The sequence below is a fragment of the Pseudomonas sp. GW822-FHT04H02 genome, assembly GCF_058800645.1.
On record NZ_JBXAMM010000002.1, the window covers coordinates 624,874 to 648,418 of the forward strand.

Here is a 23,545-nt window from a genome sequence, read left to right on the forward strand (position 1 = left end):
AGGTTTTTTTGGCAGGCTGGGTGATTCATTTCATGCGCGCCTCAGGAGGGCTTGATGAATATCCGTGGCTGGCTGGCCATCGCTGTGGCGGCCGGGTTGCTTTATGCACTCGGCTACGTCAGCGGTGCCGGCAGTGAGCGCAGTAACAACCAACACCTCGATGAGGCTCGTCTCAAACAATCCTTTGAACAAGGCCGGGCCCTGGGCACGGTCAGGGAAAAGGTGGTGGTCGAGTACGTCGACCGTATCGTCAAGGTCTATCAGGCGGGCGCCACCATCACCAAGGAGGTTCCTGTCTATGTTTCGAAAGCGGCTGATAGAGCCTGCGTTGTGCCTGCTGGTTTTGTCCGGGTGCACGACGCCGGCGCCGCCAACCTGCCCGTGGCCGGAGGCCCCAGCGTCACTGATGGCGCCGCCTCGGGCCTTGCACTCTCTACCGTCGCCGCCAGCGTCGTCGACAACTACAGCGAATGCCACGCCAATGCCGAGCAATTGAAGGCGTTGCAGCGGTGGGTGCGCGAATCCCAGGCTGTGCTGGGGAGCGCTTCGACAGCCGAGCAACGGCACTGAAATCAGTACAAAGCCTCGACGCTCTCTTGGAGTAGGGGGGTAGCAGTCAGGGGATAATCAAATGGATGTACCGATGCTAAAAGAATGCAGATGCGGTCATTGCAAGCGACTTCTTGCCCGAGTGGGTGAGTTCACCGAGCTCCAGATCAAGTGTTCTCGATGTGGCACCTTGAATCATGTGAAGGCCTCGAGCCTCGAGCAATCGCCTCTGAGCGGCATGAGAGCGGAGTTTTCCGCAACCCATCATTCGACTCAATAGGTAACTACATGGCTTGGATTCGATACGACTTTACTGACAACGGTTCTTCTGTGCTGCCAGCGCGCTACTACATGGCGCCCAACCAGTACCTTCAGTCCCCTAACAAGCGCTTCAAGCTGCTCTTTCAGGCAGATGGCAACCTCGCGCTCTATGACGGTGCTCAATTGGCATGGGTCGCTGACCAGAACACCCCGTTCACGAATGTGAGTAAGGGCAATAAAAAAGACCCAATGATGGTCTTCATGAATTACGGCTTCGTCCTTGACGACCCGCTGCGTGGCCGGATCTGGTCGACGACCCCAAGCGATCCCACCATGGGTTCTCGTGAAGATGCTTCGCTGCGCGCGTTCACCCAGGTTCAGGATGACGGGAACATCGTAACCGTCGACACCATTCCTCACTGGTATGCGCCCAACGGGCGAGTGTTTACCCCGGCAGTCGGGGCCGCAATGATCATCGGCGGTACTACTGAACTGGTACCGGGGCAGTTCTACAGCGCTGGTGAGCACTCCTTGGTTTTCCAGGGTGATGGCAACCTGGTGGTTTACGGTCCGAATTCCAGTGTTATCTGGGCGACTTACACCCAGAACAAAGGAGGCGTGCGATGCGTCATGCAGGAAGACGGTAACCTGGTGATCTACGCAGCGAACAATGGCGTCGTGTGGCAAAGCGGTACTGGTGGTCACCCTGGCGCAACTATCCGTCTGCAGGCGAACGGCAGCTTCACCATCGTAACAGAGCGGCCGGTCTGGGCTCGTTTCGGGTACACCCCAACCATCAAGCCTCCGCGTGTCTTCTATCCCGACCACAAGTGGAAAACCGGTAGCTACACCTGGAACAACGTGTTCTAAAAAACCGCAAGGAGCTCCGCGATCAGGCGGGGCTCCTTGCATATTGTCTCTTTAGCAGCCATTCAGGGAGCGCGGGCGAGCAAGCTCAGATGTCGATGCCATACCCGGCGTTCATATCGGCGGGGCCAGGCATTCGGGCAAGCCGCATCAGCTTAGTTGCCGAGGCCGCAGCTACTGACGAGCTGGACTTCCTCGCCCGAGCCGTGATCCTGAGTCGTTCGGTTTCATGATGGCTTGTCACTTGCAAGCCACCTCGCCTGGTGTACGGTAAGCACACGCCAGCCCCATCAGGAGAGGATTGTGAAAGAAATCACCCAGCTTGCCGCTGAACTCGGCAGGCGTTTGCAGGTTCTGAATGCCCACGTCACCACCGCGGAGTCCTGCACCGGGGGAGGCATCGCCGAGGCGATCACGCGGATCCCTGGCAGTTCGGCCTGGTTCGAGGCCGGTTATGTCACCTATTCCAATCGCCAGAAGACCCTGCAATTGAATGTGCCGGCCGATTTGTTCAATTCGGTCGGCGCTGTCAGTCGTGAAGTGGTCGAGGCCATGGTCCGGGGGGCACAGGCCAGGAGTCATGCGCATTTTGCCGTGGCGGTCAGCGGTATCGCCGGGCCGGATGGCGGTTCTGCGCAGAAGCCTGTGGGCACTGTGTGGCTGGCCTGGGGGGCGGGAGAGACGCTGACCACCGAGTGCCGGCACTTTCCGGGGAATCGCGATGAGGTCCGCCGACAAACGGTGAAGGCCGCGCTAGAGGGGTTGCTGCAACATGCTGCGGCAGAAATCGCAAATCAGGGGTAGGCGATCCTCGAGCGCTGTGGAATAATACTGGCTACTTATACAGGTGTTGGCCGTCAGGCCTTATTGATTACGTGAGGACTTTAATGGACGACAACAAGAAGAAAGCCTTGGCTGCGGCCCTGGGTCAGATCGAACGTCAATTCGGCAAGGGTGCCGTAATGCGTATGGGCGATCACGACCGTCAGGCGATCCCGGCCATTTCCACCGGCTCTCTGGGTCTGGACATTGCTCTGGGCATTGGCGGTCTGCCAAAAGGCCGTATCGTTGAAATCTACGGCCCTGAGTCGTCCGGTAAAACTACCCTGACTCTGTCGGTTATTGCCCAGGCGCAGAAAGCCGGTGCCACTTGTGCGTTCGTCGATGCCGAGCACGCACTGGATCCGGAATACGCCGGCAAGCTGGGTGTGAATGTTGACGACCTGCTGGTTTCCCAGCCGGACACCGGCGAACAGGCCCTGGAAATCACCGACATGCTGGTGCGTTCCAACGCGGTTGACGTGATCATCGTCGACTCCGTGGCGGCCCTGGTGCCCAAGGCTGAAATCGAAGGTGAAATGGGCGACATGCACGTGGGCCTGCAAGCCCGCCTGATGTCCCAGGCGCTGCGCAAAATCACCGGTAACATCAAGAACGCCAACTGCCTGGTGATCTTCATCAACCAGATCCGCATGAAGATCGGCGTGATGTTCGGTAGCCCGGAAACCACCACCGGTGGTAACGCGCTGAAGTTCTACGCTTCGGTCCGTCTGGACATCCGCCGTACCGGCGCGGTGAAGGAAGGCGACGAAGTGGTGGGCAGCGAAACCCGGGTCAAGATCGTCAAGAACAAGGTGGCTCCGCCATTCCGTCAGGCCGAGTTCCAGATTCTTTACGGCAAGGGCATCTACCTCAACGGCGAGATCATCGATCTGGGCGTGCTGCATGGCTTCCTGGAGAAATCCGGTGCCTGGTACAGCTACCAGGGCAACAAGATCGGTCAGGGCAAGGCCAACTCGGCCAAGTTCCTGCAGGACAACCCGGAAATCGGCAACGCGCTGGAGAAGCAGATCCGTGAAAAACTGCTGACTGCATCGCCAGACGTCAAAGCCAACCCGGTCAAAGAGACCGAAGACGATATGGCCGACGCTGATATCTGATTGATCCAATGACCGCCGTACTCGATACCCTCGTCGCGGTGCGGCGAACCGCAATGGACCTGCTCGCAAGACGCGAGCACGGTCGTGTCGAGCTGACGCGTAAACTGCGTCAGCGCGGCGCCCCTCCTGAAATGATCGAAGCAGCCCTTGACCGTTTGACGGAAGAGGGCCTGCTGTCCGAATCCCGTTATCTCGAAAGCTTTGTTTCCTATCGTGCACGGTCCGGTTACGGGCCCATGCGTATTCGCGAAGAACTGGGCCAGCGCGGCTTGCAGCGCAGCGATATTGATCTTGCGCTGCGCGAGTGCGGTATCGATTGGCAGGAACAATTGCGTGACGTCTGGCAGCGCAAGTTTGCCGGGCGGTTTCCTGTAGATGCTCGAGAGCGTGCCAAGCAAGGGCGTTTCCTGAGTTATCGCGGGTATTCCATGGACATGATCAGCCGCTTGTTGAGTGGCCGAGGCATGGACGACTGACGCCGTACCCGCTGCATAACGCAGCGGGCTAGGGCTGGGGTCAGTTGGCTTTGCTGGTTTCTCGTGCCCGTTGTGTTGTTTGGGGCTGAGGCCTGGCCCAGTTTTCCGGCAGGTTGATGAAGTCGATCAGCTCGCGCAGGCGACCGTTGTCGCGAGCATTGAAGGCGAATGACAGCCGCGCCAGATGGCTGAACTGCACTTCGTCGTGTTCCTCCCCGCTGTAGGCATGCTGTTGAAACTGGCCACTCAGGCACAGGTCGGCGAATGCTGTCTGCATCTGCTCCAGCGCCTGCTCATTGAGGTTGTAGTTCATGCGGATGACGAACTGCTGCTTGAGCCAGCGGCTGGAGTGGAAGTTGGCATAGAACTGCTGGATTTCCTGCACCGCTTCTTCAGTGCTGTGCACCAGGCGTACCAGCTTCATGTCACTGGGCAGAATGTAGCGATTGGCTTCCAGTTGGTTGTGGATGAAGTCCAGGGCGCCTTGCCAGAACTGTCCACCCGGCATGTCCAGCAGTACCACGGGTACCAGCGGGCTTTTGCCGGTCTGAATCAGGGTCAGTACTTCCAGGGCTTCATCAAGGGTGCCAAAGCCGCCTGGGCAAAGCACCAGTGCGTCGGCCTCCTTGACGAAGAACAGCTTGCGGGTGAAGAAAAAGTGGAACGACAGCAGGTTCTCCGTACCGCCAACGGTGGGGTTGGCATGCTGCTCGAAAGGCAGGGTGATGTTGAACCCCAAGCTGTGCTCCAGGCCTGCACCATCGTGGGCGGCGGCCATGATGCCCCCGCCGGCCCCGGTAATGACCATCAGATCCGAGCGGGCCAGGGCCGCGCCCAGCTCTCGGGCCATGGCGTATAGCGGGTGTTCACTGGGGGTGCGTGCCGAGCCGAAGACCGTTACTTTGCGTCGGCCCTTGAACTGTTCCAGGACACGGAAGGCGTGCTCCAGTTCGCGCAGGGCCTGCAGGGTTATCTTGGCATTCCAGCGATTGAGGTCATCCTCGGCCATGCGCAGGACGGTGAGCACCATGTCGCGGTAAAGAGGAAGATTCGGGCTGTTGGGGGCTATCTGGTTGAGTTGCGCTTCGACCTGGTTCGTCAGGTCGACGCCGTTGCTCTGAAAATGACGACTTAACAGGTCATTCGATTGGTAAGGCATTCAGCTTCTCCTTCTGCACAGAACCTTGCGCACGATCGAGATATTCGAATGTGCCACGACACTGCCTGTGTCGCTGCCTGCTCAGCCCAGCGAATGAGCGAATTTCCGGACCCGATCACAGCTGACAATCGCTGGGCAGTGTTGGGGTCATCCACAGAGGTCCTGCTTTCCTTTATTTGAGAACATTTGCACAGCAAGACGCACAAGGACGGCCTCCTCAACCGTCCGCAAGCCGTTTCGGACATGGCTTGATCATGTGCCCATAAAGTCTTGGCTGGCAACCGCTTGTTCGCGGTTTTCCCCAGGCTGGCACCGCTGGTCAGGAGGGGCGGCAAGGGATGACGGCTCTGATTTACTAAGGTGCAGCGTCTTGCGCAGGAGCAGGGGCCGGAGAGAGGCAAGCGGGTTCTGGGCCATGCAGGCCCAGAGCAGGGAGGCAGGGGATGACCATTGTCACGCTGGAGATTGATCCGCAGTTGTATCAGCTGCTGCAAGCCGCCGCCGCTGACCATCAAATAAGCCTGGAGGATGAGTGCCGGCGCCGATTGGCAGCACAGGAACGGCCATCGCGATACCTACAGGCCCTGGTCGCCGAACTGCGCGCCGATGATCAGCAGCGGCGCGCCGCTCGTTCGTGATTACTTTTTCTTGGGCGTGCTTTGCGCCGGGCAATCCGACTCCTGAAAGCGCGCCGAGGCCACCGGGCGATTGGTGCGGTTTTCAGTGAACTCGTAACGCATGATGGCGCCTTTGGCCATGAGCTTGCGGTAGTTGGGGTTGCGGCAGACGCTTGCCCCAAGCTGCAGGTAGACCGCCTTGGGATTGGCGCGCATCTGCTCGGCATGGCCAGACTGCACGCTGAGGTGGTTGATCAGTTCCTTGCCTTCAACGGTATAGCCCTGGTCGAGAATGTTCTCGTTGATTTCCCGAGGAGTGCCGACGTTGCTTTCCGCAGCGACCTTCTCCAGCATTTTGCCCAGTTCGAATTCTTGCAGGGACGCAGCTTGGGCACCCAGGGGCAGGGCCAGCAGAAGGGCGACGGTAGGAATGGTAAAGCGCAACATGAAACTCTCCTGGTGCAGTGACTGATGCTTCGACCAGCCACTCGACTGTGCGTTCAGTGGCGACGAATTATAGGGGGAGAGGCCGCAGGGCGGTACAGGTTTGAACAGATAGCTCTGATAAACTTGTCCGACTTTTTACCCTCTTGAGTGTTTGTCGTGTTGATTTCTGTTTCTTGCTGGCATGTCCTGCGATGAGTCATGCGGTTTCCCGTCTACGTGATCTGCGGATGGCGCGCGTGGCCAAGCCCTTTTTCGCACGCGGCTCACGGGCTGAACGCTGCCCCCGCTGCCGAGTGATTCCCAGCCATTGCCTGTGTGCCTGGCGACCGAAAGTCGTTGCCCGGTCAGCCATGTGCCTGGTGATGCACGACGTCGAACCGCTCAAGCCGAGCAATACCGGTTGGCTGATTGCCGATGTAATCGGCGACACAACGGCGTTCAGCTGGTCGCGTACTGAGGTCGACCCGCAACTGCTGGCGTTGCTGGCCGACCCGCAGTGGCAGCCCTATATCGTATTTCCGGGCGAGTTCGTCGCGCCCGAACGAGTGGTCAGCGAAGTCAGGCAGGAGGAGGGCAAGCGGCCGCTGTTCATTCTGCTGGACGCTACCTGGAGCGAGGCGCGCAAGATGTTCCGCAAGAGCCCTTACCTGGAGCACTTGCCGGTTCTCAGCCTGTCCCCGGAGAAGCTCTCGCGCTACAAGCTGCGTCGCTCCAAGCGTGATGATCACTTCTGTACCGCTGAAGTGGCGGCGTTATGCCTGGAACTGGCCGGCGATGAGCAGGTCAGCCAGGTACTGGATGCCTACCTCGATGTGTTCAGCACCCATTACCTGTCAGCGAAGTTCCAGAAGGCCATCGATCCGGATGACGATGTGCATGCCCGGCTCAAGCCCTTTGTGTAGTCGTGCTGGAATGAGGCTTTTGTGGCCATAGCTGGGCTACCAGCATGCCGCTGAGCATCAGCGCGCAGCCGAAGTAGCCGCGGGCCTGCAGCGACTCATCCAGCAACCAGGCCCCGGCAATGGCGGCAAATACCGCTTCCAGGGACAGAATGATTGCCGCGTGAGAGGCGATTGCGTCCTTTTGGGCAATCACCTGCAAGGTGTAGCCGATACCGACGGCCACCACCCCGCCATAGAGAATGGCCGGCCCGGCGCCGACAATCGCTTCCCAGCGAAGCGGTTCCAGGCACAACGCCAGGATCAGGCTGACCACCGCGCAGGTCGCAAATTGCAGGAACGCCAGGCGAATCGGGTCATGACGGCCGGCGAAAACCCCCACCAGAATCACGTGCCCACCCCAGACGAAGGCGCCAATCAACTGCAGCCAGTCTCCCGAGGCAACGTGGAAGCTTTCGCTGACGCTCAGCAGGAACATGCCCACCACCGCCAGCACGGCGCCGAGCCAGGTACCCAAACCAGTCTTGTGGCCAATCAGCAGCCCCAGAAGCGGCACTACAATGACATAGAGCCCGGTGATGAAACCTGCATTGGTGACGGTGGTGAACATCAGCCCCACCTGTTGCAGATTGATGCCCAGGGCCAGGGCCAGCCCCATGAGTACGCCGCCCAGTAGCAGCCCACGATTGAGCAAGGGTTCGGGCTGACGATCCGTGGGTGTTTTACGCAGCACCAGCGGCAAGAGACAGAGTGAGCCCAGGGCGAAGCGCAGGCCGGAATAAAGGAAGGGGCCGATATGATCCATACCGGAAGTTTGTGCGACAAACGCCGAGCCCCAGATCACCGCGGTAATCAGCATCAGGACATCGGCACGCAAGGCTTGGCTGCGCATGATGGCTCTCTTATTAGTTAGCCAGCTAAGATGCCGCAAAGCTTCACGCTTGACCACCCTGGCTTGGCTGGGCATGCTTGGCGCCGATTAGGGCGCCGGCGCTGTTTGAACCACTGTTTTGCTCAGGCTTTTCGCGGCGTTCGTGCTCTTTGGGTGCGGTATTCTGGCGTGCCTCCGTGTTGCTTTGGTGAGGGCTGAATGCATCAGTCCTGCCATGAAAAACAGGATCATTTGAAAAATGGCCACATACGAAATCCTGATTGCCGATGATCACCCGCTTTTTCGCAGTGCACTGCATCAAGCTGTCACCTTGGGCCTGGGCCCCGATGTGCGTCTGGTGGAAGTGGCAAGCATTGCCGAACTGGAAGTGCGACTCACCGAAAAATCCGACTGGGATCTGGTCCTGCTGGACCTGAACATGCCCGGTGCCTACGGTTTTTCCGGTCTGGTGCTGTTGCGCGGGCAGTACCCGCAAATTCCGGTGGTGATGGTTTCGGCGCAGGAAGAAGCCTCCGTCATGGTGCGCTCCCGAGAGTTCGGCGCCAGCGGTTTCATTCCCAAGTCCAGTTCCCTGGAAGTCATCCAGCAGGCCGTGCGCAGTGTGCTCGACGGTGATGTCTGGTGGCCGCCTCAGGCGTTTGAAGAGGTCAGTGTCTCAGCCGAAGCCAAGGCCGCCAGCGAAGGCCTGGCTAGCCTGACGCCCCAGCAGTTCCGGGTTCTGACCATGGTCTGCGAAGGGTTGCTGAACAAGCAGATTGCCTACGAGCTGAGCGTGTCGGAAGCCACGATCAAGGCCCACGTGACGGCGATCTTCCGCAAGCTCGGGGTGCGTACCCGGACCCAGGCAGCGCTGCTCTTGCAACAACTTGAGTCAATTTCCAGCCATTAACCGGCTGTTTGTTCACGCTTTTTTGACTTTGGTTGAACTAGCTTCCCCACTTCTTTTTCTTCAGTTGCCCAGCTTATGTCGCCTTTCAAAGGTCAAACCGGTCTTAAACGTATCCTTAACGCCGCCGGCTATTCGTTCGATGGCTTGCGCGCGGCGTTCACTGGCGAGGCGGCATTCCGTCAGTTGGTGCTGCTCAATGTGATCCTGATTCCCCTGAGCTTCCTGCTCAATGTCAGCCGGGTCGAGCGTGCGCTGTTGATCGCCGTGTGCCTGCTGGCGCTGATCGTCGAGCTGCTCAATTCGGCGGTGGAGGCGGCCATCGACCGCATCTCCCTGGATCGTCATCCCTTGTCGAAAAACGCCAAGGACATGGGCAGCGCGGCGCAGTTTGTCGCTCTGAGCATGATCACCATCGTCTGGGCAGTGATCCTGATCTGAATCAGGGAATGCTTGGCAGGACGATTTCGTCGCTGCGTTGCACCCCGGCGGTAAAGGCGCGACACAGTTCCAGGAATTCGCGCATGGCCGAGGTCTGGTACTTCTGCTTGTGCCAGATGAAGTAGAACTGCCGGGCCAGGTCCAGGCCCGGGGTTTCCACCGGCACCAGGCTGCCGCGGCGAAACGCATCGCGCAGGGCCAGCCGGGAAATGCAGCCAATCCCCAAACCCGACTCCACCGCACGCTTGATGGCTTCGGTGTGCTCCAACTCCAGGCGGATGTTCAGTGCACTGCGGTGGTGACGCATGGCCTGGTCAAAGGTCAGGCGCGTCCCGGAACCCTGTTCGCGAAGGATCCAGGCTTCATGGGTCAGTTCTTCCATGGTGGCGTGGCCGCGCTTGGCCAGTGGATGCTGGGGCGCGCAGAACACCACCAGTTCATCTTCGACCCAGGTCTGGACTTCGATATCCGGATGGCTGCAGTCGCCCTCGATTAGACCCAGATCAATTTCGTAGTGGGCCACCTGTTGCACGATATGCGCAGTGTTCTGCACATGGAGCTTCACCTGGCTCTCCGGGTGCACCTGCATGAAACTGCCGATCAGCAGGGTGGCCAGGTAGTTGCCGATGGTCAGGGTCGCACCCACCGAAAGCGAGCCGAACCCGGACTTGCCGTTGAGCAGGTCTTCGATCTCCTTGGCCTGGTCCAGCAGGGCCACTGCCTGTGGCAGCAGCTGTTTGCCCAGGGCATTGAGGCTCAGGCGCTTGCCCGCGCGATCGAACAGCTGGCAACTGGATTGGCGCTCGAGTTCGGTGATCGAGGTACTGGCGGCCGATTGCGAGAGGGACAGCAGCCCCGCAGCACGAGAAACGCTCTCTTGCTGGGCGACGGCGACGAAGACTTGCAGTTGACGGAGAGTAAATCGCATATCGATATAACCGATAACCCTTATCTTAATAATCCAGTTAACAGATATTGTCGCCGCCATTAGAATGCTGTGCAATTGCGCTCATGGTCAGCGCAGGCAATTTCTAGGAGCCCCCGTACATGAGCAACATGAACCACGAGCGTGTCCTCAGTGTTCATCACTGGAATGACACTCTGTTCAGCTTCAAGTGCACCCGCGATCCGGGTCTGCGCTTCGAGAACGGTCAGTTCGTGATGATCGGCCTGCAACAGCCTAATGGCCGTCCGCTTATGCGTGCCTACTCCATTGCCAGCCCGAACTGGGAAGAGCATCTCGAATTCTTCAGCATCAAGGTTCCAGACGGTCCGTTGACTTCCCAACTGCAGCATCTGAAGGAAGGCGACGAGATCATCATCAGCAAGAAGCCAACCGGTACCCTGGTACTGGATGACTTGAAGCCCGGCAAACACCTGTACCTGCTCAGCACCGGCACCGGCCTGGCGCCGTTCATGAGCGTGATCCAGGATCCGGAAACCTACGAGCGTTTCGAAAAAGTGATCCTGTGCCACGGCGTACGCTACGTCAACGAAGTCGCCTACCGCGAGTTCATCACCGAGCACCTGCCGCAGAACGAGTTCTTCGGCGAAGCCTTGCGTGAAAAGCTGATCTACTACCCCACCGTGACCCGCGAGCCGTTCGAGAACGAAGGCCGCCTGACCGACCTGATGCGCAGCGGCAAGCTGTTCCGCGACATCGGCCTGCCGCCGATCAACCCGCAGGACGACCGCGCCATGCTGTGCGGCAGCCCGAGCATGCTGGATGAAACCAGCGAAGTGCTCAACAGTTTCGGCCTGACCGTTTCGCCGCGCATGCGCGAGCCGGGTGACTACCTGATCGAGCGTGCATTCGTCGAAAAGTAGGAGCGAGCGTGCTCGCGAAGACCGTCCAGGCAGCGCATTGGTGCTGACTGGGCGGATTCTCCCGGACACAGAAAAGCCCGCGTTGCCTGGAAAGGCAGCGCGGGCTTTTTCGTTTCCGGGGTTCAGCCCGCCGGGACCACTTCCAGCACCCGGATCACCCCGGGCTCTGGGTAATGCCAGCGCACGTCCAGATCCCAGAACTGGGCGCCGTACTCACGCTCGGTCGTGGGCACCTGGTAGGCCGGACGCGGATCCTGAGCCAGGCACTGCTCGATCAGCTCCACCAGGGGCTCCTGCAGACGCTGAGCGTGGATCTGAGCCTGTTGCAGGGCATTGTCCTGCCACTGCACCGGAATAATCTGCGGCGCGGCGCTGGCGATCTCATTGCTCGCCGTGGCAATGATGTCGGCGTAGGGCACGTAGGGCTTGATATCGAGGATCGGCGTACCGTCCAGCAGGTCGATGCCGGAGATCCACAGGCGGTTGGCCTCAACCTTGTCCAGCTTGACCACCGACTGGCCGATGCCATTGGGGCGATGGGTGGCGCGGGTGGCGAAGACCCCCATGGACTTGTTGCCCCCCAGGCGTGGCGGGCGCACCTTGAGTCGCGGCTTGTCCTCCAGGGCCTGGTGAAACAGGAACAGCAGCCAGACGTGGCTGACCTGCTCCAGCCCTTGCACCGCGTCGCCCTGGTCGAAAGGCGCCACCAGTTCCAGCACCCCGCGCGCGGCCGGAGCCAGTTGCGGTTGGCGCGGGATGGCGAACTTCTCCTTGAAGCAGGAGCGCACGAAGCCGATGGGGGAAACGCTGTAGGTCATGTTCTGGGGTCGAGGCTGTAAGGGGAGGGCATGATAACCCGTTCGCTGGCAAGCCAGCTCCTACAACACCCGCGCCACCTGTAGGAGCCGGCTTGCCGGCGAATTGCACAACATCGATCAGAGACTGAAGCCGCCATCCAGAGGAATGATGTTGCCGGTCATGTAGGCCCCCGCAGTGCTTGCCAGGCTGATGGCCAGGGCGGCCATTTCCTCTTCCCGGCCCCAGCGTTTCATCGGGATCAGCGCCACGTCTTCGGCCAGGGCCTGTTCATCGTTACCGATGTGCTGAGTCATCTTGCTGGGAAAACGTCCCGGCGCGATGACATTGACGTTGATGTGCTGGCTCACCAGCTCCCGGGCGAGGATCCGCGACATCTGGTGCAGCGCCGCCTTGCTCGGGCCATAGGCGTAGGCCTGTTCGCCGAAGGAGCTGATTCCGGCCACCGAGCCGATATTGATGATGCGGGCCGGATGGGCCGCCGAGCCGGCACGGCGCAGCAGCGGCAGCAACTGCTGGATACAGCTGAACACCGAAGTCACGTTCAATTGCATGACCTTTTCCCAACCCTTGGCCGGGTAGCTTTCCAGTGGCGCGCCCCAGGTCGTGCCGGCGTTGTTCACCAGGATGTCCAGGGAGTCGAGTTGCTGGCCCAAAGTGGCGGCAAGCTGCTGCACGCCTTCCTCACTGGCCAGGTTGGCGGCCAGCCCCCGGCACTCTCCGAATGCGGCCAGTTCCTCGGCGACCTGCTGGCAGGCGTCGGGATCACGGGCGCAGATATACACCCGGGCGCCGGCTTCGACAAAGGCCTTGGCAATCATCTTGCCGATACCACGGGTGCCGCCGGTCACCAGGGCGGTGCGGCCTTGCAGGGAGAAATAGGGATGCATGGGAAGTCCTGAGCAGATAGGTGTGTGCCTACCCTAGTCCTCAGGCGCTTGCCGGGGAGCCACTATTGCCTGGGGCAATAGCGGCTCATCAGGGCCGCTAAGAATGTACAGCGGCCGCGCAAGGGGTTCAGCCGCGTACGCGCAGGGTCAGGCCCTTGAGAAAGTTGCGCAGCAGCTGATCGCCGCACGGGCGGTAGTTGGTGTGGCCGAACTTGCGGAACAGCGCGCTCAGTTCCGGCTTGGACACCGGGAAGTCGGCCGCCTTGAGCACGGCGTGCATGTCGTCTTCCTTGAGTTCGAAGGCCACTCGCAGCTTCTTCAGAATGATGTTGTTGGTGACCGGCAGTTCGATCGGCAGCGGGGGACGGCTTTCGTCCTTGCCGCGCTTGAAGATCACCAGGCCATCGAGGAAGTGCGCCATGACTTCGTCCGGGCAATGCACAAAACCTTCTTCCTCATCCTTCTTCAGGTAGCTGACGACATCGTCCAGGCTGACCTTGAAGCCGGTGAGCTTGATGATCTCGACGACCTTCTTGTCGCTGATGTCGAGCATGTAGCGCACGCTGCGCAGTACATCGTTATGAATCATGGTTACAGTCCTGATCAATGCGCGTGGAGCGCCGCGCAAGGGCACGGCGTCTGAATGGGGGCGGCTTTAGAACTTCTCTTTGGCCGACAGGTAGCGCCACTGGCCCAGCGGCACCTTGCCGATGGACACGCCGCCGACTCGTATGCGGCGGATGGCGACGACCTTGAGGCCGACGGCCTGGCAAAACAGCGCAATCACGCCCGGCTGCGGGTTCTTCATGGCGAAGCGCAGGCGGTTCTCGTTCTGCCAGCTGGCTTTTACCGGTGGCAGCTCGCGGCCTTTGTAGGTCAGGCCGTGGTTCAGGCGGTTGAGCCCGTGGTCGATCATCTCGCCTTCGACCTCGACCACGTATTCCTGCTCGATCTTGGCCGCGTCGGCAGTCAGCTTGCGCAGCACTTTCCAGTCCTGGGTGAACACCAGCAAGCCGCTGGCGTTGGGCTGCAGGTCATCGCTGGCGGTCAGGCGCAGGAAATGCCCGCGCAATGGACGTTTGCCGTAGCGGTGTTCTTCGGACAGGCTGTCGGCGCCAATGGACTGCATGGCGCTGTCCAGGTCCTGGCCGGCAGGCACGTTGAGCAGGATGGTCACAGGCTCCGGCGCGGTGGCCTTGGCCTCGGGGTCCAGAGCGACGGTTTGCGCGCCGACCTTGAACTGCGGTTCGTCGATGACTTCGCCGTCTACGGTGACCCAGCCGCCCTCGATGAACAGCTCAGCCTCCCGGCGGGAGCAGCCGACCAGTTCGATGAGGCGTTTGGAGAGACGAATCGGGTCAGTCATGACAGGGGCCGTAACAAAAGAGGGCAGCTATTGTACCTGCCTGGCGCCGGTTAATCGCGGGTCCATTTGCCGGCTGTGGCTTTTAGCCGCGCCGGGCCTGCAGTTGTGCCTGTTTCAGGCGCATGTGCAGCAGCGGGTAGGGCTGGCCCATGCCGTCCTGCTCCGAGCGCCCGACCACTTCGAAGCCTTGCCTGAAGTAGAAGCCCAGGGCTTGGGGGTTCTGCTCGTTGACGTCCAACTGCTGGGCATTGAGGTGTTCCACCGCGTACTGCAGCAGCTGGCGGCCCAGGCCTCGGCCCCGGTGGGCCGGGTCGATGAAGAGCATTTCCACCTTGCCCGCCGCGACCCCGGCAAAGCCGGTGATGCGTTGGCGTGCATCGCGGGTGCAGATCAGCATCACCGCGTCCAGGTAGCGGGTCAGCACCAGGTTGCGCAGCAACTCTATATAGCTGTCCGGGAGAAAGTCGTGGGTGGCACGCACCGAGGCTTCCCAGACCTGGGTGAGTTCCGGGTAATCGCTGAGTTTGGGTGTATGCACGACCGAGTGTTGGCGCATGCCGCCTGCCCCTGAAGTGATAGGCCGCAGTGATTGCAGGCCTGGCAGAGCAAACGATAGACCGAAAAAAGCCCCGCATCTCGTAGCGAGAGCGGGGCTGGGCAGTTTTTTTACGCCTTACAGGGTTTCGGCCCAGAGGTCGTATTCGTCGGCGTCGGTCACCCGGCACCAGACCTTGTCGCCCGGCTTCAGGTCGCCCGCGCCGTCGATGAACACATTGCCGTCGATTTCCGGGGCATCGAAGAAGCAGCGGCCCACGGCGCCATTCTCGTCGACTTCATCGATCAGCACTTCGATTTCCTTGCCGATGCGCTGTTGCAGGCGTGCCGAGCTGATTTCCTGCTGGTGCGCCATGAAGCGCTCCCAACGGTCCTGCTTGACCTCGTCCGGGACCACTTCCAGGTCCAGGTCGTTGGCTGGAGCGCCTTCCACCGGCGAGTACTGGAAGCAGCCGACGCGGTCCAGTTGGGCTTCGGTCAGCCAGTTCAGCAGGTACTGGAAGTCTTCTTCGGTTTCGCCCGGGAAGCCAACGATAAAGGTCGAACGGATGATCAGTTCAGGGCAGATCTCGCGCCAGTTCTTGATTCGCGCCAGGGTCTTGTCTTCGAAGGCCGGGCGCTTCATGGCCTTGAGCACTTTCGGGCTGGCATGCTGGAACGGGATGTCCAGGTACGGCAGGATCTTGCCGGCGGCCATCAGCGGAATCAGCTCGTCCACGTGCGGGTAGGGGTACACGTAGTGCAGGCGAACCCATACGCCCAGGGTGCTCAGGGCTTCGCAGAGCTCGGTCATGCGGGTCTTCACCGGCGCGCCGTTCCAGAAGCCGGTGCGGTACTTGACGTCGACGCCATAGGCGCTGGTGTCCTGGGAGATCACCAGCAGTTCCTTGACCCCGGACTTGACCAGGCGCTGCGCCTCGTCGAGCACATCGCCCACCGGGCGGCTGACCAGCTTGCCGCGCATCGACGGGATGATGCAGAAGCTGCAGCTGTGGTTGCAGCCTTCGGAAATCTTCAGGTAGGCGTAGTGTCGCGGGGTCAGCTTGATGCCTTGCGGCGGCACCAGGTCGATCAGCGGGTTGTGGTCCTGTTTCGGTGGCACCACTTCGTGCACGGCGTTGACCACCTGCTCGTATTGTTGCGGGCCGGTGACCGCCAGCACGCTAGGGTGCACGTCACGGATATTGCCTTCTTCCACGCCCATGCAGCCGGTGACGATGACCTTGCCGTTTTCCTTGATGGCTTCGCCGATCACTTCCAGGGATTCGGCCTTGGCCGAGTCGATGAAACCGCAGGTGTTGACCACCACGACGTCGGCGTCCTGGTAGGTGGAGACCACGTCATAGCCTTCCATGCGCAGTTGAGTGAGGATGCGCTCGGAGTCGACCAGAGCTTTTGGGCAACCCAGGGATACGAAGCCGACTTTCGGGTTGGCCGGCGCGGAGGGGGTGGACATGTCTAACCTCGGTATTGGGTGTCGAGCCACTTGGGGGGCAAGTGCGACGGTTGGGCGCTGGCTGCGCCTCTGATCAAAAAGTGCGCAATTCTAGCGATGGTCGAAGCGCTTGACCAGCTTTATGCGGGGGAAATACGACGAGCGCTGGACTATGCTTCGTCCCGTTATGCCCGGTTGCTTTCATACGGTGTTAGTTGGTGCCTTAGTGGTAATAAGAATCTGCAAATTACATGGCAAACTGCGCAACTTAAGAGAATAGCGCTTGTATAACCTTGCGCTTTCTATATAAGAAGCCCCGGTCTTGAGTAGTAGGAGTCATTGATGGGTCAGGCAAGTAGTCAGGCGGCGAGTGGCGAGCACTCCGGGGGCAAGCCTCTGGGGATGCTGGTGGCGGCGGTCGGGGTGGTGTATGGCGATATCGGCACCAGTCCGCTCTACACCCTCAAGGAGGTGTTTGCCGGCCATTATGGGGTTCAGGTCAATCACGACGGGGTGTTTGGCATCCTGGCCCTGATTTTCTGGTCGTTGGTCTGGGTCGTCTCGATCAAGTACGTGCTGTTCGTCCTGCGGGCCGACAACCAGGGCGAGGGCGGCATCATGGCCCTGACCGCGCTGGCCAGGCGGGCTTCCGGTTCCTATCCGCGCTTGCGTTCGATGCTGGTGATTCTGGGCCTGATCGGGGCGGCGCTGTTCTATGGCGACAGCATGATCACCCCGGCGATTTCCGTGCTGTCGGCGGTAGAGGGCCTGGAGCTGGCATTCAGCGGCCTGGAACACTGGGTAGTGCCGATGGCGCTGGTGGTACTGGTGGCTTTGTTCCTGATCCAGAAACACGGCACTGATCGCATCGGCAAGCTGTTTGGCCCGGTGATGGTGGCCTGGTTCGTGGTTCTGGGCGGGCTGGGGGTCAATGGCATTCTCCAGCACCCCGAGGTGTTGCAGGCGTTGAACCCGATGTGGGGCGTGCGCTTCTTCATTGTCCATCCGGGCATGGGGGTCGCCATCCTCGGGGCGGTGGTTCTGGCATTGACCGGTGCCGAAGCCTTGTACGCCGACATGGGGCACTTTGGGCGCAAGCCCATTGCCCGGGCCTGGTTTGCCCTGGTGTTGCCGGCGCTGGTGCTGAACTACTTCGGCCAGGGCGCGCTGCTGCTGGAAAACCCTGAAGCCGCCCGCAACCCCTTCTACCTGCTGGCGCCGAGCTGGGCCCTGATTCCGCTGGTGGTGCTGGCCACCCTGGCCACAGTGATCGCGTCCCAGGCGGTGATTTCCGGGGCTTTCTCCCTGACTCGCCAAGCGATCCAGTTGGGTTACATCCCGCGGATGCACATTCAGCACACCTCCAGCGCCGAGCAGGGGCAGATCTACATCGGCGCGGTGAACTGGGCGCTGATGGTGGGTGTGATCCTGCTGGTGCTCGGTTTCGAGTCCTCCGGTGCCCTGGCTTCGGCCTACGGCGTGGCAGTGACCGGGACCATGCTGATCACCAGCATCCTGGTGTCGGCGGTGATCCTGCTGCTGTGGAAGTGGCCGCCGATGCTGGTGGTGCCGCTCCTGGTGGGTTTCCTCCTGGTGGACGGGCTGTTCTTCGCCGCCAACGTGCCGAAGATCGTCCAGGGCGGTGCCTTCCCGGTGCTGGCGGGGATCGTGCTGTTCATCCTCATGACCACCTGGAAGCGCGGCAAGGAATTGCTGGTGGACCGCCTGGACGAAGGTGGGCTGCCGCTGCCAATCTTTATCGGCAGCATCCGCGTACAGCCGCCGCATCGGGTGCAGGGCACTGCCGTGTTCCTCACCGCCCGTCCAGACGCCGTGCCCCACGCCTTGCTGCACAACCTGTTGCATAACCAGGTGCTGCACGAACAAGTGGTGCTGTTGACGGTGGTCTACGAGGACATTCCGCGAGTGCCTGCAAATCGGCGCTTCGAGGTGGACTCCTATGGTGAAGGTTTCTTCCGGGTGATCCTGCACTTCGGCTTCACTGACGAGCCGGATGTACCGGAAGCCCTGAAACTGTGCCACCTGGATGAACTGGACTTCAGCCCGATGCGCACCACCTACTTCCTCAGCCGCGAGACGGTGATCGCCTCCAAGCTGGTGGGCATGGCCCGCTGGCGCGAAGCGCTGTTCGCCTTCATGTTGAAGAACGCCAACGGCAACCTGCGCTTCTTCAAGCTGCCGGTGAACCGGGTGATCGAGCTGGGCACCCAGGTCGAGATGTAACCCCGAGCCAACAAAAGCCCCCGCTGCCGAAAGGCAACGGGGGCTTTTTCGTTTCACGGCCCTGTAGGAGCGAGCTTGCTCGCGATAACGGACCGGCCATCGACATCGATGCTAATGACAGGACGGTTTCTCCCGGAGCCCACCGGCCCCGAGATCGCCCTTGGTCGTTACGCGGCTAGCGCCTGCACCACATCGTCCACTACCGCCTTGCCCATGGCGCTCAGGTAGTACGCTGCCCAGGCGTGACGATCGCTGTCCTTGCTGTAGGCGGCGTCCTTGGCAAAGGCCTTGGCCAGGGGCGGCAGGTCGGAGGCTTCCCACCAACCTAATCCGTCCCCAATCAGTGAGGGCATTTATACCGTCGATGTAAAAAAGCCCCCGCAACCTGAGGCTGCGGGGGCTTTGTCGGGCGAGGCTCGGCTCACTCTTGAGCGGTGGCCTGATCCTTGGCCTGGCGCTTCTCGATGGCATCCACCAGGCGCTTGGCCAGTGCCGGGTAGTTCTCATCGAAGTGATGGCCCCCTGGCAGCTTCATGGCTTCACCAACGGCGGTCTTGTCGGTGCAACCGCTTTCATCGACCTCTTCCACGCCGTAGATGCACACCACCTTGGCGGCCGGCAGCTTGGCCATTTCCGGGCCGGTAGCGGCTTCCTTGCCGGCGTTGCCCAGCCAGCCTTCGACTTCAATCTCGAAGCTGCCGGTGCGGGCGAAGGCCAGCAGGATAATGGCGTCGACACGCTGCTGCTCGGCTTCCGGCAGGCGGTTGTAGATGGCAGGCAGCACGTCGGCGCCGAAGGAGTAGCCGGTCAGCACGAAGCGCTTGGTGCCCCATTTCTGCCGGTAGTGCTGCATCAGCTCGGTGAGGTCGATGGCGCTCTGTTCCGGGGTCTTGTGCTGCCAGTAGTAGCGCAGGGTGTCGATGCCCACCACCGGGTAGCCGATCTTGGCCATCTCGCCCGCTACGTCGCGGTCCAGGTCGCGCCAGCCGCCGTCGCCGGAGAGGAACAGGGTCACGGTGTCCTTGGCCTGGCCGGCCGGAACTTCCACCACGGGGATGCTCAGGCCGCCGTTTTCCGAACCCACCAGCAGCTTGCGCAGCTCGTTGTTCAGCACCTGGGGCAGGTGGATGTCGTAGTCGCTGATGCTGGTGGTGGCATTGGGGGTGTCACGCACGAAGCCGGCGCTTTCGTCATCCGGGTTGTCGTTCCAGGCCACCAGCCAATGGCCGTGGGCCAGGGTCTTGGGCAAGGGATCGGTGCAGCCGGGCGCCGGGTCGATGGTAAAGCCTACCGACACGGCCTGGGCCTTGTCGTCGTTCTGGCTGGCGATCCAGCGCCAGGCCAGGGCTGCGCCCGGGCCGATGCCGCTGACCAGGGTGGCCGGGCCGGCGAGTTGCGGCAGGGCGCTTTGCAGGGCTTGTTCCTGCAGCTTGCAGTCGTCCTTGGGCAGGACCACCTGGACGATCTGCGCCGCGCCGCTGCGGCTCAGGGCCAGCAGTTGCTTGTCGGTCAGGGTCGCGTCAGGCAGCACTGCCACCACTACCCGGGCCTTGGCCTGGGTACCTGGGGTCACGCGGGTCAGGGTCGAGCCGTCGGCCTGAGTCAGTTGTTCCAGGGTCGGTTCGGGAGCGGGGCGGTTCCACCACCAGTAGCCGCCACCTGCAATCAGAGCCAGCACCACCAGGGTCGCCAGCAGGTACCGCCAAGAGCGTTGAATCATTAGCGTTTCACCAATCCAGTCAAGCCGCCTGCGATCAGGGCGGCAGTGTCGGCCAGTGCAACCAGCGGGTCCAGCCCTGCCGGCACGGCCATGTAACGGGGTTCCCAGTCAGGCTGGAACTTGTCTTTGAAACGGCGCAGGCCCTGGAAGTTGTACAGCTGTTCGCCACGGCGGAACACCATCGAGCCCAGGCGCTGGGTCAGCGGTGCGCCACGCCGTGGTTGCAGGCCGGACAACGGCACCATCCCCAGGCTGAAGCGGGCATATCCATGATTTTTATAATGCTGGATCAGGCCGACCATCATGAACTCCATGGTCAGCTTCGGCGCGTCCGGGTGCGCGCGCATCAGGTCGAGGCTGGCCAGGTCGTGGCTGTAGGTCTCGAGCAGGTTGGCGAAGGCCACCGGGCGCCCTTCAAAACGAATGATGGCGATGCGGAAGTGCTTGAGGTAGTCGTCGCTGAAGCGGCCCAGGGAGAAGCCTTTCTCGCGGACATTCTTGCCGGTCAGCCAGGCGTCGGAGATCACTTTCAGCTCGTCCATCGGTGCTTGGCCCGGCTCGTGGATCTCCAGCGACAGGCCGTCGCGGGTGCCACGGTTCCAGGTGTAGCGCAGGTCCTTCATCTCCTTGCCCTTGGCTTCGAGATCAAAGCGCTGCAAGTCGACCCGGGCTTCTTCGCCGAGCTTGATCGCGGTCAGGCCGATGTCCATGTAGTAGGGCAGGTTCTCCGCCCGTACCTGGTAGAACACCGGGCGCGCGTGGTGCACGTCGCACAGGTCGCGGAACTGCCAGATCATTTCCGCGCGTTGCTGGGTCGGGCCGATGGGGTCGTACAGCGCCACCAGGCTGCGGCCGCGGCGGGCGTACATGAGGAAGGCGTCGTCGTTGGGGTGGAACAGCAGCGCCTTGTCGCCGGTCAGGGCCAGGCCGCCATCGGGTTGGGACGAGGCCATGAGGATCTTCGCAGCTTTGTCCAGCTCCTCGCTGGTGGGCAGGTGGATCACCGGGCGCGCGGTGCGCAGCAGCCAGGTCAGGGACACCACCAGCAGCAGCACCGCGGCGCCCAGCAGCGAGCGCAGACCGCGGGGCGCATCTGCGTCGAGGGTGAACTGCCACCACAGTTGATGGCTGTAGGGCACGTCCTGATAGGCGAACAGCAGCAGCCAGATGGAAGCCCCCAGCACGCAGACGCTGGCCACCAGGTACAGCGGCGAGAACGGCAGTTCGGTGAGGCGGCTGGGGCGATAGAACGAGCGGCGGAACACGGCCAGCAGGCTGGCGGTGAGGGTCATCAGGCAGGCTTCTTCCCAGTCAAAACCCTTGAGCAGGGAGAGCAGGGCACCCACCAGCAAGAGAATGGTGGTCAGCATCCAGGCCGCCGACAGGCGCCGGCGCAGGCCCTGGGCCAGCAGCAGGCAGAGCACGCCGATCAGGCTGGCGCCGAAGTGCGAGGCATCCACTAGGCGATGGGGAATCAGGAAACCGATGTGTTGCAGACGGGTATCGATTTCCGGGGTGGCGCCGGAAAACAGCAGCACCACACCGGAGAGGAACACCAGCACCGCGAGGATCGGAGCGGCCAGGCCGGACGCTACCCGCAGCGATTGGCGGGTCTGGAACAGGCGCTGGGCTTCGTTGATCAGCAGCAGGACGCAGGCCACCAGCATCGGCAGCACCACGTAGATCAATCGGTACAACAGCAGTGCCGCAGCCAGGGGCGCGGCACCGAGCTTGTCGGCGAAGGCCGCCAGCAGGATGGCTTCGAACACCCCGACGCCGCCGGGCACGTGGCTGAGCACACCTGCGGCCAGGGCCAGCAGGTACACCAGCAGGAAGGCGCCGAACGGCGGTGCTTCGGGCAGCAGCAGATAAAGCACTGTGGCGGCCGCAGCGACGTCCAGGGCGGTGATGATCAGTTGCAGGAAGGTCAGGCGGCGTCCGGGCAGGCGCAGGGTGCGGCGGCCGACGCGCACCAGCAGGTTGTCGCGCAGGGGCTGTTCCGGCAGGCGCCGGCGATAGATGCCGATGGCCAGCACCGCTCCCAGCAGCAGGATGGCCAGGGCGATGCCCGCCAGCAGGCTTTCCGGCAGGCGCAGGGCCGCGGAGGCTGCCGGCAGGTTGCTCAGTGTGGCCAGGGCTGCCAGCGGAGGCAGGGCACAGCCCAGGGACAGGCTGGCGAACAGGGTCATGTGGGCCACATCGGCGGCCCCCAGCCCATGGCGGGCGTACAGCCGGTAGCGCACTGAACCGCCGGAGAGCAGCGACAGGCCTATGGCGTTGCCGATGGCGAAGGCCGTGAAGCCGCCCAGGGCCAGGGTGCGGCCGGGCAGGTTGACCCCGGCATAGCGGCTGGCGGACCACTCGTAGCCCAGCAGGATGATGAAGCCGACGACGGTCGCGCCCAGGGCGCCGAGCAGGGCCGGCTTGGGCACGTCGAGGATCGAGTCGTGCAGTGCGTAGAAGTCCAGCTCGCTGAGCAGGTGGCGACAGGCGATCAGGGCAATGGCGAACAGTAGCAGGGTCACGGCCAGGCCCAGCGGCTGGCGGTATTTGCTCAACAGGTCCAGCCAGCGCAAGCGAGTGACTGTAATGGGTTGAGTGGCGGTAGCGGTATCGGCGTCTTGTGAATCAGACATGTTGGCGCGCATCAATCACCTCGTGGATTGTGCGCGACAGGATGGGGGTATCCAGCCAAGTTACCAATCCCTGTAGAAAAAATAATTTCAAATATTAACGCGTCTCACCGTGGCCCGGCGAGCCTGCGCGATCAACGCAAGGTGGTTGCCCCGAGACAGAGCATAGCTTGCATGGTGAAGAGTCGACGCGCTGCTAAAGGTTCGCAACACATTGCCAGATCATTGTTGCCAAAGGACTTTTTCGACAGATACAAAAAAGGCCACTCTTTCGAGCAGCCTTTTTTGATGTTTGGTTGCGGGAGCCGGATTTGAACCGACGACCTTCGGGTTATGAGCCCGACGAGCTACCAGACTGCTCCATCCCGCGTCTGTGTGGCGGCATTCTACAGGCGAACGACCGAGTGTCAACCGTTAATGGCCCCAGAGGTCAAATTAACGTCGAAAACCTGGCTGGCCGACTTAAGTCATGGACCTGCAAGGAGTTTTACAGGGCGTGAGGGTAGGGAAAAACGCACGCGCACAAAAAAGGCCACTCTTTCGAGTAGCCTTTTTTGATGTTTGGTTGCGGGAGCCGGATTTGAACCGACGACCTTCGGGTTATGAGCCCGACGAGCTACCAGAC

The 23,545-nt window shown here is 61.4% G+C and carries 24 protein-coding genes, 2 tRNA genes and 1 pseudogene (1 of these 27 cut by a window edge); 12 read left to right on the forward strand and 15 right to left on the reverse strand.

The window, feature by feature from the left end:
* Positions 1 to 54 precede the first annotated feature (54 nt).
* The 6 genes from AC1RMG_RS09620 (at position 55) to recX (ending at position 4,093) form a co-directional block, all read left to right on the forward strand.
* On the forward strand, positions 55 to 570 hold the full coding sequence (locus tag AC1RMG_RS09620; RefSeq protein WP_169892679.1) for a hypothetical protein: 516 nt from the start codon (positions 55 to 57) through the stop codon (positions 568 to 570).
* Positions 571 to 643: 73 nt separating this feature from the next.
* Complete coding sequence (locus AC1RMG_RS09625) at positions 644 to 829, forward strand: Com family DNA-binding transcriptional regulator (protein ID WP_080512171.1); 186 nt, start codon at positions 644 to 646, stop codon at positions 827 to 829.
* Between the two features lie 8 nt (positions 830 to 837).
* Positions 838 to 1,680 (forward strand): putidacin L1 family lectin-like bacteriocin, encoded by an 843-nt coding sequence (locus AC1RMG_RS09630; RefSeq protein ID WP_011059577.1) that lies wholly within the window; start codon positions 838 to 840, stop codon positions 1,678 to 1,680.
* 300 nt (positions 1,681 to 1,980) lie between these two features.
* Positions 1,981 to 2,481 carry a CinA family protein gene (locus AC1RMG_RS09635; protein ID WP_011059578.1) on the forward strand — a complete coding sequence of 167 codons (501 nt, stop codon included), beginning with the start codon at positions 1,981 to 1,983 and terminating at the stop codon, positions 2,479 to 2,481.
* 83 nt (positions 2,482 to 2,564) lie between these two features.
* Entirely contained in the window at positions 2,565 to 3,617 is a 1,053-nt protein-coding gene (gene recA, locus AC1RMG_RS09640) for a recombinase RecA (protein WP_011059579.1), read from the forward strand.
* Positions 3,618 to 3,625: 8 nt separating this feature from the next.
* The gene (gene recX, locus AC1RMG_RS09645; protein ID WP_019093478.1) at positions 3,626 to 4,093 is read left to right on the forward strand and encodes a recombination regulator RecX; all 468 of its coding nucleotides are present in this window, start codon (positions 3,626 to 3,628) and stop codon (positions 4,091 to 4,093) included.
* Positions 4,094 to 4,133: 40 nt separating this feature from the next.
* Here the strand turns inward: recX and AC1RMG_RS09650 are convergent, their stop codons facing one another.
* Positions 4,134 to 5,252, reverse strand: a complete 1,119-nt coding sequence (locus tag AC1RMG_RS09650; RefSeq protein WP_011059581.1) for an LOG family protein — start codon at positions 5,250 to 5,252, stop codon at positions 4,134 to 4,136.
* A gap of 443 nt (positions 5,253 to 5,695) precedes the next feature.
* Here AC1RMG_RS09650 and AC1RMG_RS09655 point away from each other — a divergent pair, with 443 nt between their 5' ends.
* A complete protein-coding gene (locus tag AC1RMG_RS09655; protein WP_011059582.1) occupies positions 5,696 to 5,890 on the forward strand; it encodes a hypothetical protein in 195 nt (64 codons plus the stop codon).
* On the opposite strand, the gene AC1RMG_RS09660 is transcribed toward AC1RMG_RS09655, so the two are convergent.
* Positions 5,891 to 6,316 carry a quorum-sensing-regulated virulence factor family protein gene (locus AC1RMG_RS09660; protein ID WP_011059583.1) on the reverse strand — a complete coding sequence of 142 codons (426 nt, stop codon included), beginning with the start codon at positions 6,314 to 6,316 and terminating at the stop codon, positions 5,891 to 5,893.
* Positions 6,317 to 6,507: 191 nt separating this feature from the next.
* On the opposite strand from AC1RMG_RS09660, the gene AC1RMG_RS09665 reads away from it, so the two are divergent.
* A complete protein-coding gene (locus tag AC1RMG_RS09665) occupies positions 6,508 to 7,218 on the forward strand; it encodes a tRNA-uridine aminocarboxypropyltransferase (protein ID WP_011059584.1) in 711 nt (236 codons plus the stop codon).
* Here AC1RMG_RS09665 and AC1RMG_RS09670 read toward each other — a convergent pair.
* Positions 7,202 to 8,107 carry a DMT family transporter gene (locus AC1RMG_RS09670; protein WP_019093476.1) on the reverse strand — a complete coding sequence of 302 codons (906 nt, stop codon included), beginning with the start codon at positions 8,105 to 8,107 and terminating at the stop codon, positions 7,202 to 7,204. The genes AC1RMG_RS09665 and AC1RMG_RS09670 overlap by 17 nt on opposite strands.
* A 238-nt stretch (positions 8,108 to 8,345) precedes the next feature.
* On the opposite strand from AC1RMG_RS09670, the gene erdR reads away from it, so the two are divergent.
* Entirely contained in the window at positions 8,346 to 8,996 is a 651-nt protein-coding gene (gene erdR, locus AC1RMG_RS09675; RefSeq protein ID WP_011059586.1) for a response regulator transcription factor ErdR, read from the forward strand.
* 75 nt (positions 8,997 to 9,071) lie between these two features.
* Positions 9,072 to 9,434, forward strand: a complete 363-nt coding sequence (locus AC1RMG_RS09680) for a diacylglycerol kinase (protein WP_011059587.1) — start codon at positions 9,072 to 9,074, stop codon at positions 9,432 to 9,434.
* Between the two features lies 1 nt (position 9,435).
* On the opposite strand, the gene AC1RMG_RS09685 is transcribed toward AC1RMG_RS09680, so the two are convergent.
* The gene (locus AC1RMG_RS09685; RefSeq protein ID WP_011059588.1) at positions 9,436 to 10,362 is read right to left on the reverse strand and encodes a LysR family transcriptional regulator; all 927 of its coding nucleotides are present in this window, start codon (positions 10,360 to 10,362) and stop codon (positions 9,436 to 9,438) included.
* Positions 10,363 to 10,481: 119 nt separating this feature from the next.
* Between AC1RMG_RS09685 and fpr the strand changes: the two genes are divergently transcribed.
* Complete coding sequence (gene fpr / locus AC1RMG_RS09690; protein WP_003198368.1) at positions 10,482 to 11,261, forward strand: ferredoxin-NADP reductase; 780 nt, start codon at positions 10,482 to 10,484, stop codon at positions 11,259 to 11,261.
* A gap of 122 nt (positions 11,262 to 11,383) precedes the next feature.
* On the opposite strand, the gene tsaA is transcribed toward fpr, so the two are convergent.
* The 6 genes from tsaA to rimO all read right to left on the reverse strand — a co-directional run bounded on the left by tsaA (position 11,384) and on the right by rimO (position 16,344).
* Positions 11,384 to 12,079, reverse strand: a complete 696-nt coding sequence (gene tsaA, locus AC1RMG_RS09695) for a tRNA (N6-threonylcarbamoyladenosine(37)-N6)-methyltransferase TrmO (RefSeq protein ID WP_065364476.1) — start codon at positions 12,077 to 12,079, stop codon at positions 11,384 to 11,386.
* Between the two features lie 117 nt (positions 12,080 to 12,196).
* Positions 12,197 to 12,967: an SDR family oxidoreductase gene (locus AC1RMG_RS09700; protein ID WP_053149360.1), complete on the reverse strand. Its 771-nt coding sequence runs from the start codon at positions 12,965 to 12,967 to the stop codon at positions 12,197 to 12,199.
* A gap of 127 nt (positions 12,968 to 13,094) precedes the next feature.
* Positions 13,095 to 13,556, reverse strand: a complete 462-nt coding sequence (locus tag AC1RMG_RS09705) for a YehS family protein (protein ID WP_011059591.1) — start codon at positions 13,554 to 13,556, stop codon at positions 13,095 to 13,097.
* Positions 13,557 to 13,622: 66 nt separating this feature from the next.
* Entirely contained in the window at positions 13,623 to 14,333 is a 711-nt protein-coding gene (locus tag AC1RMG_RS09710) for an rRNA pseudouridine synthase (RefSeq protein WP_015634380.1), read from the reverse strand.
* Positions 14,334 to 14,415: 82 nt separating this feature from the next.
* Positions 14,416 to 14,889: a GNAT family N-acetyltransferase gene (locus AC1RMG_RS09715; protein ID WP_077933437.1), complete on the reverse strand. Its 474-nt coding sequence runs from the start codon at positions 14,887 to 14,889 to the stop codon at positions 14,416 to 14,418.
* A 117-nt stretch (positions 14,890 to 15,006) separates the two neighbouring features.
* Complete coding sequence (gene rimO, locus AC1RMG_RS09720) at positions 15,007 to 16,344, reverse strand: 30S ribosomal protein S12 methylthiotransferase RimO (protein WP_011059594.1); 1,338 nt, start codon at positions 16,342 to 16,344, stop codon at positions 15,007 to 15,009.
* 381 nt (positions 16,345 to 16,725) lie between these two features.
* Between rimO and AC1RMG_RS09725 the strand changes: the two genes are divergently transcribed.
* On the forward strand, positions 16,726 to 18,567 hold the full coding sequence (locus AC1RMG_RS09725) for a potassium transporter Kup (protein ID WP_370059471.1): 1,842 nt from the start codon (positions 16,726 to 16,728) through the stop codon (positions 18,565 to 18,567).
* A 167-nt stretch (positions 18,568 to 18,734) separates the two neighbouring features.
* Here AC1RMG_RS09725 and AC1RMG_RS09730 read toward each other — a convergent pair.
* From AC1RMG_RS09730 to AC1RMG_RS09750, 5 genes and pseudogenes are all read right to left on the reverse strand, one after another.
* A pseudogene (locus tag AC1RMG_RS09730) lies at positions 18,735 to 18,884 on the reverse strand (DUF3077 domain-containing protein); the annotation flags it as partial.
* Positions 18,885 to 18,988: 104 nt separating this feature from the next.
* Positions 18,989 to 20,287 carry a virulence factor family protein gene (locus tag AC1RMG_RS09735; RefSeq protein ID WP_065364472.1) on the reverse strand — a complete coding sequence of 433 codons (1,299 nt, stop codon included), beginning with the start codon at positions 20,285 to 20,287 and terminating at the stop codon, positions 18,989 to 18,991.
* Entirely contained in the window at positions 20,287 to 22,935 is a 2,649-nt protein-coding gene (gene mprF, locus AC1RMG_RS09740; protein ID WP_125062672.1) for a bifunctional lysylphosphatidylglycerol flippase/synthetase MprF, read from the reverse strand. The genes AC1RMG_RS09735 and mprF overlap by 1 nt, the downstream gene beginning before the upstream one ends.
* A gap of 278 nt (positions 22,936 to 23,213) precedes the next feature.
* Positions 23,214 to 23,290: transfer RNA gene (locus tag AC1RMG_RS09745), tRNA-Met, on the reverse strand.
* Between the two features lie 192 nt (positions 23,291 to 23,482).
* Positions 23,483 to 23,545: transfer RNA gene (locus tag AC1RMG_RS09750), tRNA-Met, on the reverse strand (it continues 114 nt past the right edge of the window).

Excerpts from the sequence above, each read along its gene's own strand:
- AC1RMG_RS09620 (WP_169892679.1), top strand. The coding sequence starts at position 55 with ATGAATATCCGTGGCTGGCTGGCCATCGCTGTGGCGGCCGGGTTGCTT.
- AC1RMG_RS09625 (WP_080512171.1), top strand. The coding sequence starts at position 644 with ATGCTAAAAGAATGCAGATGCGGTCATTGCAAGCGACTTCTTGCCCGA.
- AC1RMG_RS09630 (WP_011059577.1), top strand. The coding sequence starts at position 838 with ATGGCTTGGATTCGATACGACTTTACTGACAACGGTTCTTCTGTGCTG.
- recA (WP_011059579.1), top strand. The coding sequence starts at position 2,565 with ATGGACGACAACAAGAAGAAAGCCTTGGCTGCGGCCCTGGGTCAGATC.
- recX (WP_019093478.1), top strand. The coding sequence starts at position 3,626 with ATGACCGCCGTACTCGATACCCTCGTCGCGGTGCGGCGAACCGCAATG.
- AC1RMG_RS09650 (WP_011059581.1), bottom strand. The coding sequence starts at position 5,252 with ATGCCTTACCAATCGAATGACCTGTTAAGTCGTCATTTTCAGAGCAAC.
- AC1RMG_RS09655 (WP_011059582.1), top strand. The coding sequence starts at position 5,696 with ATGACCATTGTCACGCTGGAGATTGATCCGCAGTTGTATCAGCTGCTG.
- AC1RMG_RS09660 (WP_011059583.1), bottom strand. The coding sequence starts at position 6,316 with ATGTTGCGCTTTACCATTCCTACCGTCGCCCTTCTGCTGGCCCTGCCC.
- AC1RMG_RS09665 (WP_011059584.1), top strand. The coding sequence starts at position 6,508 with ATGAGTCATGCGGTTTCCCGTCTACGTGATCTGCGGATGGCGCGCGTG.
- AC1RMG_RS09670 (WP_019093476.1), bottom strand. The coding sequence starts at position 8,107 with ATGCGCAGCCAAGCCTTGCGTGCCGATGTCCTGATGCTGATTACCGCG.
- erdR (WP_011059586.1), top strand. The coding sequence starts at position 8,346 with ATGGCCACATACGAAATCCTGATTGCCGATGATCACCCGCTTTTTCGC.
- AC1RMG_RS09680 (WP_011059587.1), top strand. The coding sequence starts at position 9,072 with ATGTCGCCTTTCAAAGGTCAAACCGGTCTTAAACGTATCCTTAACGCC.
- AC1RMG_RS09685 (WP_011059588.1), bottom strand. The coding sequence starts at position 10,362 with ATGCGATTTACTCTCCGTCAACTGCAAGTCTTCGTCGCCGTCGCCCAG.
- fpr (WP_003198368.1), top strand. The coding sequence starts at position 10,482 with ATGAGCAACATGAACCACGAGCGTGTCCTCAGTGTTCATCACTGGAAT.
- tsaA (WP_065364476.1), bottom strand. The coding sequence starts at position 12,079 with ATGACCTACAGCGTTTCCCCCATCGGCTTCGTGCGCTCCTGCTTCAAG.
- AC1RMG_RS09700 (WP_053149360.1), bottom strand. The coding sequence starts at position 12,967 with ATGCATCCCTATTTCTCCCTGCAAGGCCGCACCGCCCTGGTGACCGGC.
- AC1RMG_RS09705 (WP_011059591.1), bottom strand. The coding sequence starts at position 13,556 with ATGATTCATAACGATGTACTGCGCAGCGTGCGCTACATGCTCGACATC.
- AC1RMG_RS09710 (WP_015634380.1), bottom strand. The coding sequence starts at position 14,333 with ATGACTGACCCGATTCGTCTCTCCAAACGCCTCATCGAACTGGTCGGC.
- AC1RMG_RS09715 (WP_077933437.1), bottom strand. The coding sequence starts at position 14,889 with ATGCGCCAACACTCGGTCGTGCATACACCCAAACTCAGCGATTACCCG.
- rimO (WP_011059594.1), bottom strand. The coding sequence starts at position 16,344 with ATGTCCACCCCCTCCGCGCCGGCCAACCCGAAAGTCGGCTTCGTATCC.
- AC1RMG_RS09725 (WP_370059471.1), top strand. The coding sequence starts at position 16,726 with ATGCTGGTGGCGGCGGTCGGGGTGGTGTATGGCGATATCGGCACCAGT.
- AC1RMG_RS09735 (WP_065364472.1), bottom strand. The coding sequence starts at position 20,287 with ATGATTCAACGCTCTTGGCGGTACCTGCTGGCGACCCTGGTGGTGCTG.
- mprF (WP_125062672.1), bottom strand. The coding sequence starts at position 22,935 with ATGCGCGCCAACATGTCTGATTCACAAGACGCCGATACCGCTACCGCC.